Annotated in this window: 15 protein-coding genes; 9 read left to right on the plus strand and 6 right to left on the minus strand. The window is 49.5% G+C overall.

Translation table 11 applies throughout. The features are described from left to right. The first annotated feature begins 54 nt into the window (after positions 1 to 54). Positions 55 to 654 carry a crossover junction endodeoxyribonuclease RuvC gene (ruvC, locus tag AABK39_RS15030; RefSeq protein WP_338392162.1) on the plus strand — a complete coding sequence of 200 codons (600 nt, stop codon included), beginning with the start codon at positions 55 to 57 and terminating at the stop codon, positions 652 to 654. A 73-nt stretch (positions 655 to 727) separates the two neighbouring features. On the opposite strand, the gene AABK39_RS15035 is transcribed toward ruvC, so the two are convergent. From AABK39_RS15035 to rsmA, 4 genes are read right to left on the minus strand one after another with little or no spacing between them, the layout of a single operon-like run. Beyond that, the gene (locus AABK39_RS15035) at positions 728 to 928 is read right to left on the minus strand and encodes a hypothetical protein (RefSeq protein ID WP_338392163.1); all 201 of its coding nucleotides are present in this window, start codon (positions 926 to 928) and stop codon (positions 728 to 730) included. Positions 929 to 972: 44 nt separating this feature from the next. Beyond that, positions 973 to 1,806, minus strand: a complete 834-nt coding sequence (locus tag AABK39_RS15040; protein ID WP_338392164.1) for a CvfB family protein — start codon at positions 1,804 to 1,806, stop codon at positions 973 to 975. A gap of 47 nt (positions 1,807 to 1,853) precedes the next feature. Then, positions 1,854 to 3,233, minus strand: a complete 1,380-nt coding sequence (mgtE, locus tag AABK39_RS15045; RefSeq protein WP_338392165.1) for a magnesium transporter — start codon at positions 3,231 to 3,233, stop codon at positions 1,854 to 1,856. After that, complete coding sequence (rsmA, locus tag AABK39_RS15050; RefSeq protein ID WP_338392166.1) at positions 3,214 to 4,002, minus strand: 16S rRNA (adenine(1518)-N(6)/adenine(1519)-N(6))-dimethyltransferase RsmA; 789 nt, start codon at positions 4,000 to 4,002, stop codon at positions 3,214 to 3,216. The genes mgtE and rsmA overlap by 20 nt, the downstream gene beginning before the upstream one ends. Before the next feature lie 350 nt (positions 4,003 to 4,352). On the opposite strand from rsmA, the gene pdxA reads away from it, so the two are divergent. The 3 genes from pdxA to rpmF all read left to right on the plus strand — a co-directional run bounded on the left by pdxA (position 4,353) and on the right by rpmF (position 6,508). Continuing rightward, a complete protein-coding gene (gene pdxA / locus AABK39_RS15055; RefSeq protein ID WP_338392167.1) occupies positions 4,353 to 5,585 on the plus strand; it encodes a 4-hydroxythreonine-4-phosphate dehydrogenase PdxA in 1,233 nt (410 codons plus the stop codon). Positions 5,586 to 5,663: 78 nt separating this feature from the next. Continuing rightward, complete coding sequence (locus AABK39_RS15060; protein ID WP_338392168.1) at positions 5,664 to 6,278, plus strand: YceD family protein; 615 nt, start codon at positions 5,664 to 5,666, stop codon at positions 6,276 to 6,278. A 38-nt stretch (positions 6,279 to 6,316) separates the two neighbouring features. Beyond that, complete coding sequence (rpmF, locus tag AABK39_RS15065) at positions 6,317 to 6,508, plus strand: 50S ribosomal protein L32 (protein ID WP_338392169.1); 192 nt, start codon at positions 6,317 to 6,319, stop codon at positions 6,506 to 6,508. A gap of 81 nt (positions 6,509 to 6,589) precedes the next feature. On the opposite strand, the gene AABK39_RS15070 is transcribed toward rpmF, so the two are convergent. After that, entirely contained in the window at positions 6,590 to 7,705 is a 1,116-nt protein-coding gene (locus AABK39_RS15070) for an efflux RND transporter periplasmic adaptor subunit (RefSeq protein ID WP_338392170.1), read from the minus strand. 673 nt (positions 7,706 to 8,378) lie between these two features. Between AABK39_RS15070 and AABK39_RS15075 the strand changes: the two genes are divergently transcribed. The 4 genes from AABK39_RS15075 to accC all read left to right on the plus strand — a co-directional run bounded on the left by AABK39_RS15075 (position 8,379) and on the right by accC (position 12,096). After that, positions 8,379 to 9,389, plus strand: a complete 1,011-nt coding sequence (locus tag AABK39_RS15075; RefSeq protein ID WP_338392171.1) for a beta-ketoacyl-ACP synthase III — start codon at positions 8,379 to 8,381, stop codon at positions 9,387 to 9,389. A 199-nt stretch (positions 9,390 to 9,588) separates the two neighbouring features. Continuing rightward, a complete protein-coding gene (efp, locus tag AABK39_RS15080) occupies positions 9,589 to 10,155 on the plus strand; it encodes an elongation factor P (RefSeq protein ID WP_338392172.1) in 567 nt (188 codons plus the stop codon). Beyond that, entirely contained in the window at positions 10,155 to 10,652 is a 498-nt protein-coding gene (gene accB, locus AABK39_RS15085; protein WP_338392173.1) for an acetyl-CoA carboxylase biotin carboxyl carrier protein, read from the plus strand. Before efp ends, accB begins: the two co-directional genes overlap by 1 nt. A gap of 85 nt (positions 10,653 to 10,737) precedes the next feature. Beyond that, entirely contained in the window at positions 10,738 to 12,096 is a 1,359-nt protein-coding gene (gene accC, locus AABK39_RS15090) for an acetyl-CoA carboxylase biotin carboxylase subunit (protein WP_338392174.1), read from the plus strand. A 68-nt stretch (positions 12,097 to 12,164) separates the two neighbouring features. Here accC and AABK39_RS15095 read toward each other — a convergent pair whose 3' ends face one another. Beyond that, positions 12,165 to 12,647 (minus strand): hypothetical protein, encoded by a 483-nt coding sequence (locus AABK39_RS15095; RefSeq protein WP_338392175.1) that lies wholly within the window; start codon positions 12,645 to 12,647, stop codon positions 12,165 to 12,167. Between the two features lie 105 nt (positions 12,648 to 12,752). Between AABK39_RS15095 and AABK39_RS15100 the strand changes: the two genes are divergently transcribed. Next, positions 12,753 to 13,475 carry a hypothetical protein gene (locus AABK39_RS15100; RefSeq protein WP_338392176.1) on the plus strand — a complete coding sequence of 241 codons (723 nt, stop codon included), beginning with the start codon at positions 12,753 to 12,755 and terminating at the stop codon, positions 13,473 to 13,475. The last annotated feature ends 129 nt before the right edge of the window (positions 13,476 to 13,604 follow it).

Genomic DNA, 13,604 nt, shown 5'->3' on the forward strand with positions numbered 1-13,604 from the left:
TACGGAACCGCATCCCCGAAGACGGCCACAAGTTAACAAAATCACACCCAATTCATGAATATCATCCAGGAAAGCAAAAACAAGAACAATCCTCCCGAAAAAATAATCCTGGGCATAGACCCCGGCACAAACGTCATGGGTTACGGCCTCATTACCGTCAAAGGCCAGAAAGTCATCTCCACGCTCCAATACGGCGTAATTCACCTTAGCAAATACAAAAGCCACGAACTTAAGCTCCGCAAAATATTCGAGCGGGTACAAAGCATCGTCGACGAGTTCCACCCCGACGAAGTGGCGCTCGAAGCTCCTTTTTTCGGCAAAAACGTGCAATCGATGCTCAAACTCGGCCGGGCGCAGGGCGTGGCGATGGCAGCGGCGCTTACCCGCGACATTCCCATTACGGAGTACGCTCCGCGGAAAGTGAAACAGTCCGTAACAGGCAACGGCAACGCCACGAAAGAACAAGTAGCCAACATGCTGGCCAGCCTGCTGAAGCTTCCCGAAATCCCGAAAATGCTCGACGCCACCGACGCCTTGGGCGTGGCGCTTTGCCATCATTACCAAGGAGGCAAACAGGTATCGAAAGCGAAAAGCTGGAAAACCTTTCTGGAAGACAATCCCGGCAGGATAAAATCGGGCAAAACGAAAAAATGAGTCGGAATGCCCCCAAAAAACAAGGCTCGCCGTCTGGCAAGCCTTGTTTTGTTTTTGAAAAACCTCCGGAATACTAAGCCTCTTCCAAATCGTAATCGGCTCCTACACCATAACGGGTCAGATCCGACAGGCGAAACTCTTCCAAAGAATAAATATCTTTCACTCGGCAATCGTCGTCCTCAAAAATCTCCAACACCTCAAATTCCGATTCCTCACCAAAATTTTTCAGTCTGTAGCGTTTGCCCACCCTAAGGGCGTTCACCGACATTGGCATAGCGATATCTTTTTGTTGTAGAAATATGCGGTCACGAATTACGGTTACACAACCAGCTTGATTCCCTTGTCGCTAAGCTCTACCAAACCGGCCTTGTACAGGCTTCCGATAACCTTTTTGAAATTCTTTTTACTCATCTTAAAAACCTTGCGAATGGTCTCAGCGTCGGTTTTGTCGTGGTAAGGCAACTTCCCGCCGGCTTTGATCAGGGCGTCCACAATCACGTCCTTGGAGTCTTCCACTTGGTCGTACCCCTTTTTGCCGAACGAAATATCAAGCTTGCCGTCCTCTCGAACTCTTTTCACAAACCCTTTGCGACGCTCACCGATCCACGGCGTTCCGTACACGTCGCTGTGATACACGAGGCCGGAATAGCGCTGGTTCACCAACACCAAGTAACCCATCTCGGTGCGTTTGTACACCATAAGGTCCACTTCCTGCCCCGATTCCAACTCAGAAGTATCCGAATCGATAAAAGAATGGATCTTGCTGACGCCGATCACCCTTCCGGAACGATGGTCAAGGCAAATCCGCACCACGTACATTCTGCCTTCCACCATTTCCTCGCTTTGCTCTCGCCAAGGAACGAACAGGTCTTTTTCAAGACCCCAGTCCAGAAACGCTCCGAATTTCGTCACGTCCTTAACATACAAAGCCGCAAACTCGCCCACCACCGCAAGCGGTTTACGCGTAGTGGCCACCGGACGGTCCATCGAGTCCGTATACACGAACACGTCAAGGCTTACGCCCTCAACCATTTCCTCGGTCACAAATTTGTTGGGCAACAAAACCTCTTCGCCCTCGCTGTCCTTAAGGTATATACCGTGATCGGTATTCCTAGCGACAACCAATGTATTATATTCTCCAATATTGAGCATAAACAGCCCTCTTTTTTAAATTCTCAAAACGTCGGGAGCGATCCGGTTCAGTAGAAAACCAAATGCGCCACTCCGAAATAAACGCCAAGACCCAACAAGTCGTTGACGATAGTAATAAACGGACCCGAGGCCAAAGCCGGATTGATCTTAAGCCGGTCCATCACAATCGGTGTTACCGTACCCATAGTCGACGCCAGCATCACTACGCTAAACAAGGCCGTCGATACGGTTACCGCTATTTTCATACCCTGGGGATCTCCCCCGGCGCTAAGCCAGTTGAACAAGAACACGAATCCGGCAAGTACGGACCCGTTGAGGATGGCTACGGTCAGCGTCTTGAACAGACGCTTCCACAAACTGTCCTCAATCACCGACGGATTGGCCAAAGACTGCAAAACCAAAGACGAAGACTGCAAACCCACATTACCGCCCGTAGCCGTAATCAGTGGCACAAATGTGGCCAGCGCCGGAATCTGCGAGATGTCACCATCGAACAAACCCATAAAGTTTGCGGCTATAACGCCCCCGATCATCCCGATCATCAGCCACGGCAAGCGGGCGCGGGAAAGCACCCAAACGCTGTCGTCTTCCTGAACGTCTTCGGAGATACCGGCCATGATTTGGCGATCTTCCTCCGCCTTTTCGGTAATTACGTCGATAATATCATCGACCGTAATCCGCCCGGCCAACATTCCCCGGACATTCACCACTGGAATCACTTCCAAGTCGTATTTCTGCATTATCGAGGCGACTTCCTCCTGGTCCATAAAGGTTTCCACAGAAAGAATATCCTTCTCGTATATCTCGCTGATCAGCGTTTGGTCCGAAGCCAGAATAATCCGCTTCAGCGACACTCGCCCCAAAAGCTTGTCATAATCGTCAACCACGTACAAGGTATACACCTTGTCCACGTCTTCGGCCTGACGCCTGATCTCCTCTATACTCCGGACAACCGTCCAGTTCAGATTGACTTTTATAAGCTCTTTGGCCATCAGACCACCGGCGCAATCCTCTCCGTAGCGGAGAAGATCCATCACGTAAGCGGCCTGCTCATCCTCTTTCAGCAGGGAAATAACCTGCTCTCTGGCACGCACACCCAGCTGTTGCAGGATATCCACAGCGTCATCGGAATCGAGCTCGTCGATAAAAGGCGAAAGCTCTTCCGGAGAGAACAGCTCAAGGAAATCCCCGCGCTCGTCCTCGTCGATATCGCGGATAACCTGAGCGCCCACTTCCACATCCAGCAGTTGCAGGATATACCGGCACTCTTCGCCGTCAAGCTCCTCCAACACCTCACTGACGTCGGCGGCCTTCACGCCTTTCAGGGTCCGGAGTATAAACTCCTTGTCCTCTTTGGCGATAGCCTTCCGCAAACGGCTGACATAGCCGGCGCTTAGCTCAAATACGTCAACCTGGCGTTTTGTCATTCTCGATACGGTTAGTTAGCCAGACAAAATCCGCCACGCTCAAACGCTCCGCCCTAAGCGAAAGCATCTCTTCGGCACGCAGCTCGTCGGACAGGCCAAAAACTTTCAGCGCGTTGCGCAACGTTTTCCTCCTTGTCTGGAAAGCCTGCTTCACCACTCTGAAAAACAGTTTTTCGTCACAACCCAAATCTTTCGTATCGTTTCTTTTCAGGCTCAACACCGCCGAATCCACCTTCGGAGGCGGGTTAAACACGTGCGGCGGTACCGTAAACAAGTATTCGGCATCGTAGAACGCCTGCAAAAGCACGCTCAAGATCCCGTAAACTTTAGAGCCCGGCCCGGCACAGATACGCTCGGCCACCTCTTTCTGCACCATTCCCACGCATTCCGTAACATCGTCACGGTATTCCAATACCTTAAAAAAAATCTGGGAAGATATATTATAAGGAAAGTTTCCGATAACCGCCATCGGCGACTCCAACTTTTCCGTCAAATCCATTCTAAGGAAATCCCCTTCGATAATCCTCTCTCCCAAAGCCGGGTAGCGATCCTTCAGGTAAGCGATGGATTCGGTGTCGATATCCACCAAAAATGTCCTCAAGGATTCCCTTTCGATCAGAAAATCCGTCAAAACGCCCATTCCGGGCCCCACTTCCAACACGTCGCGATAACCGCCGTGCCCCGACAAAGCGTTGACAATCCTCTCGGCGATATCCAAATCCGTAAGGAAATGCTGACCGAGATGCTTCTTTGCCCTAACCTTTTTCATTCCTCTGCAATATAAGTAGTTCCGTCCCCCACGGGCCCCATTGACCCGCAGTGCCTGCGTACGCCAGCCTACAATTCCAAACAAAAAACGCCCCGCGGAAGTCTTGCCCAGAATAGGGCAAACAAAATGTCCGTGACAAAAGCATAATTTCTTATCTTTGGCGAATATTGAATGTCTTTTTTGCGACCAGCCTTATCGGCCGGGTCAAATTTACGACATACCTTTGTATTGTTCGGCAAGCATTCGACAAAAACTCCCGCAAGCCCCCGGCCATAAAACCGGCGGACACAGGCGGGACCCCGCACCGAAGCCGTTCGCCGGAACAAACCCAAGCAAAAAAACTGAACTCCATGAGCAGTCATAAAGACACCAACAGGAGCCATCCGCCGAAAATAGGGATCTCCATCGGCGACATCAACGGCGTAGGTCCTGAAATCGTCATCAAGGCTTTGGCCGACAACCGGATCACATCACAATTCACCCCTGTTGTATACGGATCATCCAAAGTGCTTTCTTTTTACAAAAAGAAAGTCAGAAGGGACGATTTCCAGTTGCATAACATCAAAGACGCCTCGCACGCGGCACAAAAAAAGGTCAACGTCATCAACTGTTGGGAGGAAACTGCCGAAATAACTCCGGGCAAACAAACCGAAATAGGAGGAAAATGCGCTTTCACCGCACTTGAAAGAGCCGTTGCGGACCTCCTAAACGGAACTATCGACGCTTTGGTGACCGCTCCGATCAACAAACACAATATTCAGAGCAAAGATTTCGACTTTCCGGGCCATACGGAATACCTTCAGGCCAAAGACGGAAAAGACGACTGCGTAATGACGCTCTGCGACCAAGGCTTGCGCGTAGGCGTAGTCACCGGACACATGCCCATAGCGGAAGTGCCTTCGAAGATCACCGCCGAGGCGCTTAGAAGCAAAATCGACATCATGTTGGCTAGCCTGCGCCTCGATTTCGGCATCAACAAGCCGAAACTCGCAGTATTGGGCCTAAACCCGCACGCTGGCGAAAACGGCATCTTGGGCCAAGAGGAAATCGACGTGATCAAGCCCGTCATCAAGGAATATAAGCGCAAAGGCGAGCTCGTAATAGGCCCGTATCCCGCCGACGGATTCTTCGGTTCCTCGCAATTCCGTAAATTCGACGGTATCTTGGCCATGTATCACGACCAAGGCCTGATTCCGTTCAAAGCGTTGGCATTTGAGACCGGCGTAAACTATACGTCCGGCCTCTCGTTCGTCCGCACTTCGCCCGACCACGGCACGGCGTACGACATCGCCGGCAAAGGAATAGCCGACGAAACATCGATGAGAGAAGCCATTTACATGGCCATCGACGTAGTCAAGAATAGACTTGAGGCACCGAAGCCGAAACCGAAAAAAGCACCGGTAGAGGAGCGCAAGATAGCGGAGGCTATGCAGGACGAAAGTCAGGATTTTCCGCTTGAGAAAGTAGAGGGCGAAACCATTGAGGATGTGGAGAAAAAGGACAAAAGACCGCCCCGGAGGGAAAACAAACCCTACCGAAAACACGATAAGAAGAACAACGGGAACAAAAATCAAGAGAAGTAATTCTTAAATAATCGGATGCTCTGAGGAATTCCCGGAAAAAAAATTTAAATTTGCGACCTTGTATGCCTAACGAGGGACATGAAAAACCTTAAAGCGTTTGATATTGAGCTCTTCAAGCTCGGTTTGGGCAAACACGAGTTCTCTTTCGAGATTGGAAAAGACTTCTTCGACAACTTCGAGGATTCGCTTACCAAGAACGGAAAACTCACCGCCCGAATAAGCCTTGACAAATCGGAAGTGCTGATCAGGGCCGAGCTGGAAATCAAGGGCGTCGTGGAACTGGTTTGTGACCGGAGCCTGAGGACTTTTGAGGAACCTATAGACGTTTCGCACAAGTTACTCGTAAAGTACGGAGAGGAATTCGACGATTCTGAAGACGACATCATTATTCTGGACCAGAACCTTCCGGTTTGGAACGTCGCCAACATCATCTACGAATTCATCGGCCTGCAGGTTCCTTACAAAAAGATCCATCCCGAATTAAGGGAGGACGACGACGAACCGCTAGACCTTGGCCTCGAATTTGATTTTCTGAGCCTTGAGCCCGAAGACGAGCTGGTATATTCTACCGGCGACACGGAAACGGACGAAGAGGAAGAAGAAAACGAAGGAGAAGGGGAAGAAACTAACGAAAACGTCGATCCTAGATGGCAAGCCTTGCAAAAGCTCAAGGATCAGAACAAAAAGAAGTAAGAAAACAATTCGTCAACATTAATAAATAGTTTAGTAAGATGGCACATCCTAAACGTAAGACTTCTAAGACTAGAAGAGATAAAAGGAGAACAAACATCAAGTCTACTCCGGCTACTTTGTCGGTATGCCCAACAACAGGCGAGACTCACTTGCGTCACAGAGCTCACTGGCACGAAGGGAAACTTTACTACAAAGGAAAAGTTTACGCTGAGAAAGAAATTGAGGCCTAATCAGATTAGGTTTACAATATAAACGGCCCCGAAGCTTATCGCTCGGGGCCGTTTTCTTTTTGTGCCAATATCCGTTTCCGGTTATTTTTTCCGGCGCTTGCGCTTGTTGGTCCTGCCCACCTTCACTTTCGCCTTGTGCGCCAAGTTCAGGTTTCCTTTCACTATTATTACATCGCCGGGTTTTATCGGCATATTTCCTTCGGCGTCAGGCACCAACACATAACTCTGAGAATTCTCCTCGCCAAGAGCCACGTAATTCCACTTCGCTTCGTCGCCGTTGAGGGTAAACACCACAGGACGACCGCCGGAACGAAGCACAACGGAACTTTTCGGAACCACCAGCTTATTCGGCAAGACACGGCTCAGCACAACCTTCCCGTTCATCCCTTCCCGCAACAGCCCATCCGTATTGCGCAATTCGGCTGTAACTCTCACCAAGCCGTTCTCATCCACCAATGGATTCACCGACACCACTTCACCCACAAACTCACGGTCGCTCAAAGCGAATGGACTTACTCGCACACGCATCCCCTCCGTTACGTCCGGCACCTCCGATTCCAATACGGAAAACACAATTTCAAACACACGGTCATCGATAATTCGGCAAAATGGCTTACCACTTTCAGGCCGGTGATGTTCCCTGACCGCCAAATCCGCCACGACGCCAGCGAACGGCGCTCGCACCACCGATTTAGAGAATTTGAGTTTCGCCCGTTCCAGTCTCGTCAAAGCGGCCTCATAACCTTTGTCGATTTTCCCCATCCGAAGAACATCTTTGGGCACCTTTAGCGTATCGGACAAACCGCCGTCATACCCTCGGGCATACATAAAATCCCTCAAGCCTACGGACGCTTTTTCCAAATCCCTTTCGGCCTCCGCCAATGACAAACGCAACTCAGAGTCGTCGATCCGCCCCAACAAAGCGCCTTTCGACACCCTGTCGCCTTCCGACACCTTCAGAGTACGTACCGGCTCGGACAATCCGGTTTCGATCACCGCACTACGCTTCGCCCGCAACTTTCCGTTACCCAAAATCTGACGCTCAAACTCCGTAATACGGACAGAATCCACATAAACGACAGTGGTTCTCTCCATTGTGGCCTGCCGGGCCGATTTCTCCACTTCTTTGGAGTCTTCAGTCTTACCGGAACACGCAAACAGGGAAGCCAAAAAGAAAATGCTTAATAGATGTCTCATAGAAAAAAATAAAGTTTTGAGTCTTCACAAACGAACAACCGTGACCGCTTACCCTACCGCCGCATCCCAAATAGCTTCGGAAAACACGACAACCTATCCATAAAAACACGTGGCAAAAAAACGAAACGCCACAGCGTCTAATCCAAAAAAGCCAGTTACGGATCACAATATAAAAGAAAGGCCCAAACCTAACAACTAATTCTTTGGGAATACCACAATTCCGATACGTTTTTCATTTATACTAACATCAAGCCCTAGCGCTACCGAAAAGCCAGCGTCACTCTGGCAATCAGTAACGAAACCAACCGGAAAACCCGGCCAAAATAGGAAACCAAAAAGAAACTCACCAGTCTCCAAAGACCTCAAACACTCCCAAAACCAACCAAAAAACATCAACTCCAAAGAAACTGAAAAAGCTACCGAATAGCCCAACGGCAAAACCTGGAATAACTCCGTATATAAACTTGAGAATAGCTTATTGAATTATCCCTCCTTTTTTGAGGACTTTTTGCGATTCATCGAATTTTAACCCTTTTCTTTTTTTTCTATTTTAGTCTGACGTACCTTATATTTGTCGAGGTGCAAAAAAGCGAAATTGGCTTTCGTTTAACACACCGACCGCCACGGACCGCTAAGGTCATAGCGAGGCATACGGAACTTTTTTTACAGACTTATGAAGAAAATCAACGCAGCCATTACCGGAGTGCACGGATACGTACCGGAGTATGTTCTGACGAACGACGAGCTGGCGACCATGGTGGACACCAACGATGAGTGGATCACCACTCGGACCGGAATCAAGGAGAGGAGGCTTCTTAAAGGTGAGGGACAGGGCTCTTCGGTACTCGGGATAGAGGCCGTAAAAGGCTTGCTTGAGAAAACGGGGACTTCTCCTGAAGAAATCGACCTTCTGATCTGTTGTACGGTTACCCCTGACATGACATTTCCGGCCACGGCCAACATCATAGCCGACGGTATCGGCGCAAAAAACTCCTTCAGCTTTGACATGAACGCCGCCTGCTCCGGTTTCCTTTACGGACTCATCACCGGCTCGCAGTTCGTGGAAACTGGAAAATACAAGAAAGTAGTAGTCGTGGGCGCGGACAAAATGTCGGCGATCGTCGATTACAAAGACAGAAACACCTGCGTGCTTTTCGGCGACGGAGCCGGAGCGGTATTGCTTGAGCCAAACGAGGAAGGCTTCGGTCTTATCGACTCCCAGCTTCAGTCAGACGGCAGCGGAGCACCGTTCCTGCACATGAAAGCCGGCGGAAGCCGTTACCCGTCTTCGCACGAGACCATCGACAAAAACTGGCACACCATCCATCAGGAAGGTTCAACGGTATTCAAGTTCGCCGTTACCAACATGGCCGACACGGCTGCCGAGGTAGCCGAGCGCAACAATCTCACTGGCGACGATATCAGCTGGCTGGTACCTCACCAAGCCAACAAGCGTATCATCGACGCTACCGCCAGGCGCATTGATCTTGACGAAAGCAAAGTCATGCTCAACATCCAGCGCTACGGCAACACCACCGACGGCACCATCCCACTCTGCCTTTGGGATTACGAAAAGCAACTCAAAAAAGGAGACAACATTATCTTGGCGACTTTCGGCGGAGGATTCACTTGGGGCGCAGCCTACATTAAGTGGGCTTACGACGGTGACAAGGCTAATTCCTGACAAATTCGGGCGGAAATCTTCCGCTTTTGACAAATATCAATACGGTAAACCCCGAAGCTCAGCGCCTTAGTGGCGAGGCCCGCAAATTGGCGACGGAATATGACCGTATCAAAAAAACTTATAACTTGCGTCGTTAGTCATTGTCAGTAGCGCATATTGCGCTCGTCAAGTTTTCATAATAACGCATTTATTATCACTTATGGCAACTACAGCTGATATCCGTAACGGACTTTGTATAGAATACAACCACGGCTTATACACGATTGTCGAGTTCCAGCACGTTAAACCCGGCAAGGGACCTGCATTCGTCCGCACGAAACTCAAGAACCTTACGACAGGAAAGGTAATCGACAACACCTTCTCTGCCGGACACAAGATCCACCCCGTAAGAGTAGAGCGCCGCAAAGAGCAATTCCTTTTCAAAGACGATTTCGGATTCAACTTCATGGACACGGACACTTACGAGCAGTTCGCGCTTCCGGAAGCCATGGTCCCGAACCCGGACCTTATCAAAGACGGTGATATCGTTGAAGTGCTTTTCCACGCCGCAGAGGAGAAACCCCTGCTTGTGGAACTGCCCGCCAATGTCGAGCTCAAGGTAGTTTACACCGAGCCAGGCCTCAAAGGCGACACGGCTACTAACGCCACAAAGCCCGCCGAGGTTGAAACCGGCGCCACGATTCAGGTACCTCTTTTCATTAACGAGGGCGACACCGTAAAAGTGGATACAAAAACCAGGTCTTACATAGAAAGAGTTAAAGCGTAATGAAACCAAGTGAAATCAAGAACCTCATAAATTTTATCGCCCAGTCGGGTTTGAATGAGGTTAATATCGAAACAGAGGAATTCAAGCTTTCAGTAAAGCGCGACGCCGACTCGCCAAAAGTTATCGAGCAAGTGTCTGTAGCGGCACCGGCGGTAGCCGCGGCTCCTGTAGCAACCGCCCCCGCAGCGCAACCCGCTCAGCCAGCGGCTACAGCTCCGGCCACAGAAGCGGCAACTCCTGCCGACGACGACAGCAAATACATTACGATCAAATCTCCAATGATCGGTACGTTCTATCGCTCTCCGGGTCCTGACCAAGACAAATTCGTCTCTGAAGGCGACAGCGTGACTCCGGAGAAGACGGTTTGCATCGTGGAAGCGATGAAACTTTTCAACGAAATCAATGCTGAGGTTAGCGGCAAAATCGTCAAGGTTCTGATCGAAGACGCTACGCCGGTCGAATTCGGCACCCCGCTGTTCTTAGTCGACCCCTCGTAACGATTTTGAGCTAGGCTAGCGAAAAACATCTTAACGGATGTTTTTCGTTTTTTAGGCTATCGTGAAACCGAAAACGTGAATCAAAGTGTTTAAAAAAATACTCATAGCCAATAGGGGCGAGATTGCCCTTAGGGTTATCCGAACCTGTAAAGAAATGGGCATCAAGACCGTGGCGGTTTATTCCACCGCGGACAAAGAAAGCCTGCACGTACGCTTCGCCGACGAGGCCGTGTGCATTGGCCCAGCCCCGAGTTCGGAATCATATCTAGATATTACCCGGATTATTTCGGCAGCCGAAATCACCAACGCCGACGCCATTCACCCCGGCTACGGATTCCTTTCCGAAAATGCGGAGTTCTCCAGAGTTTGCGAAGAGAACGACATTAAGTTCATCGGAGCCTCGGCGGAGATGATCAACGGCATGGGCGACAAAGCCAACGCCAAGGACACCATGAAAAAAGCCGGTGTCCCAACCATCCCCGGTTCGGACGGCATTCTCGACACAGTTGAGGAAGGTCTTGGACTCGCTGAGCAGGTTGGATACCCGATCATCCTCAAAGCCACAGCTGGCGGAGGTGGACGCGGCATGCGTATCGTTAACGAGCCCGGCGGATTCCAAAAGGCTTGGGACGACGCAAAACGCGAATCGGGAGCCGCTTTCGGCAACGACGGACTTTACCTTGAGAAATTCATCGAAGAGCCACGTCACGTGGAGATCCAGATTCTTGGAGACTCTAGCGGAAAAGCCATTCACCTTTCAGAGCGTGACTGCTCTATCCAGCGTCGTCACCAAAAGCTCTTGGAAGAGTGTCCTTCACCGGCCGTAAACGAAGATTTGCGCCAGCGTATGGGCGAAGCAGCCGTTCGCGCAGCGGAAGCCGTAAAATACGAAGGAGCTGGCACAGTGGAATTCCTCGTGGACAAACACCGCGACTTCTACTTCATGGAGATGAACACCCGTATTCAGGTGGAACATCCCGTAACGGAAATGGTAACCGACACTGACCTGATCAAAGATCAGATCAAGATGGCCGCTGGCGAACTCCTCGACGGAAAGAACCTTACACCAAAGCGTTGGTCTATCGAGTGCCGTATAAACGCCGAAGATCCGGCCAATGACTTCCGTCCGTCGCCGGGCAAGATCACTTCCCTGCACTTCCCGGGAGGCCGTGGCGTTCGCGTAGACAGCCACGTTTACGCCGGATACACCATTCCGCCGAACTACGACTCGATGATCGCCAAACTCATCGTGACGGCCAGAACCCGCGACCGCGCTATCATCCGTACCAAGCGCGCTCTTCAGGAGTTCTTTATCGAAGGCATCAAAACTACGATTCCTTTCCACCTGAAGTTGATGGACGACGCTCAGTTCCAGTCTGGCGATTTCACTACGAAATTCCTCGAAGATTTTGACTTCGACGCTCTTAAAGAGCCGAAAGCCTAATCATCGGAAAGACATAAAAAAAGCGGACGATTGCTCGTCCGCTTTTTTGTATCTGCATTTTTTTAGTCTTATTTCCCTTCGCTCAATTCGGTTCCCACACTGATGGCTCTCAAGATTTTCATCTTCATACTATCCACCGACACTTCTTCCTTGAGATAATAAGCATAAGTATCTTCGGGCGTCTTGCCTTTGAACCCGCCATCAAATCCGTGCATCCATTTCCACATCGCAGCGTCGGCCGAATCTATTTCCACCACACCGGCCCGCAAACGCAAGGCTACATTCGATGTAGAGTCGCCTAGAGTGTTCAGCGAATCGATCTTTGTCTTCAATTTTGTCTTCAATGCGTTCAACTCGCCCATCCGAGGCATTACCTCGTCATGTATTTCCAAAATCCGTTTCTTAAGCGCCGGAAGACTTCTCTTTTCTTCCGCTTTCTCACTCGTTTCGGTTTGTTCATGAGCGTTCTTCTCTTCCCCATTCTCTTTCTTTGATGCGGAACAAGCCATTACGCTTAGGGCTAGCGCAAATGTTATCGGATAATGCTTCATGGTCTTGATTGTTTGCTTCCCTTCAAAGGAAATAAAAGATCATGTATTATTCACAAATTCATCTTTTTATTTAAATTCCTAACCCCGAAAACAAACATAACTCCTGTGAACGACGAAACCGAAAACTCAAAAAAGGGCATTTACGCTCTCTTTCTAAGGTTATTGAAAAGCATAAACTGGAAATACGCCCTTGGCGAAACGCTGATTGTCGTGATTGGCATCACCATCGCGTTCAACGTTGACACCGGCTACGAAAATTTCAAACAGCAGAGACAACGGAAAATTATCCTCCGGCAAATGCTCAACGATCTGAAAGAAGACGAAAAAGAGATCCAGAAACTGATTTCGGCAACGGAAATGACCGTCAAGAACTGCCAAACTATTCTCGAATTCGACATTAAAAAAACTACCGGTTCAAAAAAAGAAATCAACGCTTTGGTCAACAGTCTTTTCGGCTTGGTCAATAAGCCAACCCTTCGCACAAACGACGTAGGCTACCAAGCTTTTATCTCCAAAACCCAGTTAAGGGATCACCAAACCGACTCTTTAAACATTCTGCTTAACCAATATTACCAGACCGCTTACGGAGAGATAAATCATTTTGAAAGAGAATATGAAGAACATCGAAAGCTAAAGATAACCCCCTATTTTTTCGAAAACCTGAACTTCACCAACCCGACTGACATAGACCTCAACTCACTAACCAACAAATATTTCAGAAACATCACCTCTTATACCGCCATTATTCTCGAAAGTGGAAAAACGAAACTGACTTCCGCCTTGAAAACAAACCGGAAGCTAAAAACACAGATCCGAAAATCGATCTAAAAAACGTACAACGAGTTTCTTTTTCTTCTTTTTCGCAACATTTCTTACCCGACTCGCCTTTTACCTAACGTGAGCCATTTGCTAAAAAATCGCCAAAATATATGGATAAACCTTTACGAAAACCTTAAG

This window comes from Fulvitalea axinellae, assembly GCF_036492835.1.
Taxonomy (GTDB): domain Bacteria; phylum Bacteroidota; class Bacteroidia; order Cytophagales; family Cyclobacteriaceae; genus Fulvitalea; species Fulvitalea axinellae.

Bases quoted from the DNA above. Each gene is read 5' to 3' on its own strand.
- ruvC (WP_338392162.1), top strand. From the start codon at position 55: ATGAATATCATCCAGGAAAGCAAAAACAAGAACAATCCTCCCGAAAAA.
- AABK39_RS15035 (WP_338392163.1), bottom strand. From the start codon at position 928: ATGCCAATGTCGGTGAACGCCCTTAGGGTGGGCAAACGCTACAGACTG.
- AABK39_RS15040 (WP_338392164.1), bottom strand. From the start codon at position 1,806: ATGCTCAATATTGGAGAATATAATACATTGGTTGTCGCTAGGAATACC.
- mgtE (WP_338392165.1), bottom strand. From the start codon at position 3,233: ATGACAAAACGCCAGGTTGACGTATTTGAGCTAAGCGCCGGCTATGTC.
- rsmA (WP_338392166.1), bottom strand. From the start codon at position 4,002: ATGAAAAAGGTTAGGGCAAAGAAGCATCTCGGTCAGCATTTCCTTACG.
- pdxA (WP_338392167.1), top strand. From the start codon at position 4,353: ATGAGCAGTCATAAAGACACCAACAGGAGCCATCCGCCGAAAATAGGG.
- AABK39_RS15060 (WP_338392168.1), top strand. From the start codon at position 5,664: ATGAAAAACCTTAAAGCGTTTGATATTGAGCTCTTCAAGCTCGGTTTG.
- rpmF (WP_338392169.1), top strand. From the start codon at position 6,317: ATGGCACATCCTAAACGTAAGACTTCTAAGACTAGAAGAGATAAAAGG.
- AABK39_RS15070 (WP_338392170.1), bottom strand. From the start codon at position 7,705: ATGAGACATCTATTAAGCATTTTCTTTTTGGCTTCCCTGTTTGCGTGT.
- AABK39_RS15075 (WP_338392171.1), top strand. From the start codon at position 8,379: ATGAAGAAAATCAACGCAGCCATTACCGGAGTGCACGGATACGTACCG.
- efp (WP_338392172.1), top strand. From the start codon at position 9,589: ATGGCAACTACAGCTGATATCCGTAACGGACTTTGTATAGAATACAAC.
- accB (WP_338392173.1), top strand. From the start codon at position 10,155: ATGAAACCAAGTGAAATCAAGAACCTCATAAATTTTATCGCCCAGTCG.
- AABK39_RS15095 (WP_338392175.1), bottom strand. From the start codon at position 12,647: ATGAAGCATTATCCGATAACATTTGCGCTAGCCCTAAGCGTAATGGCT.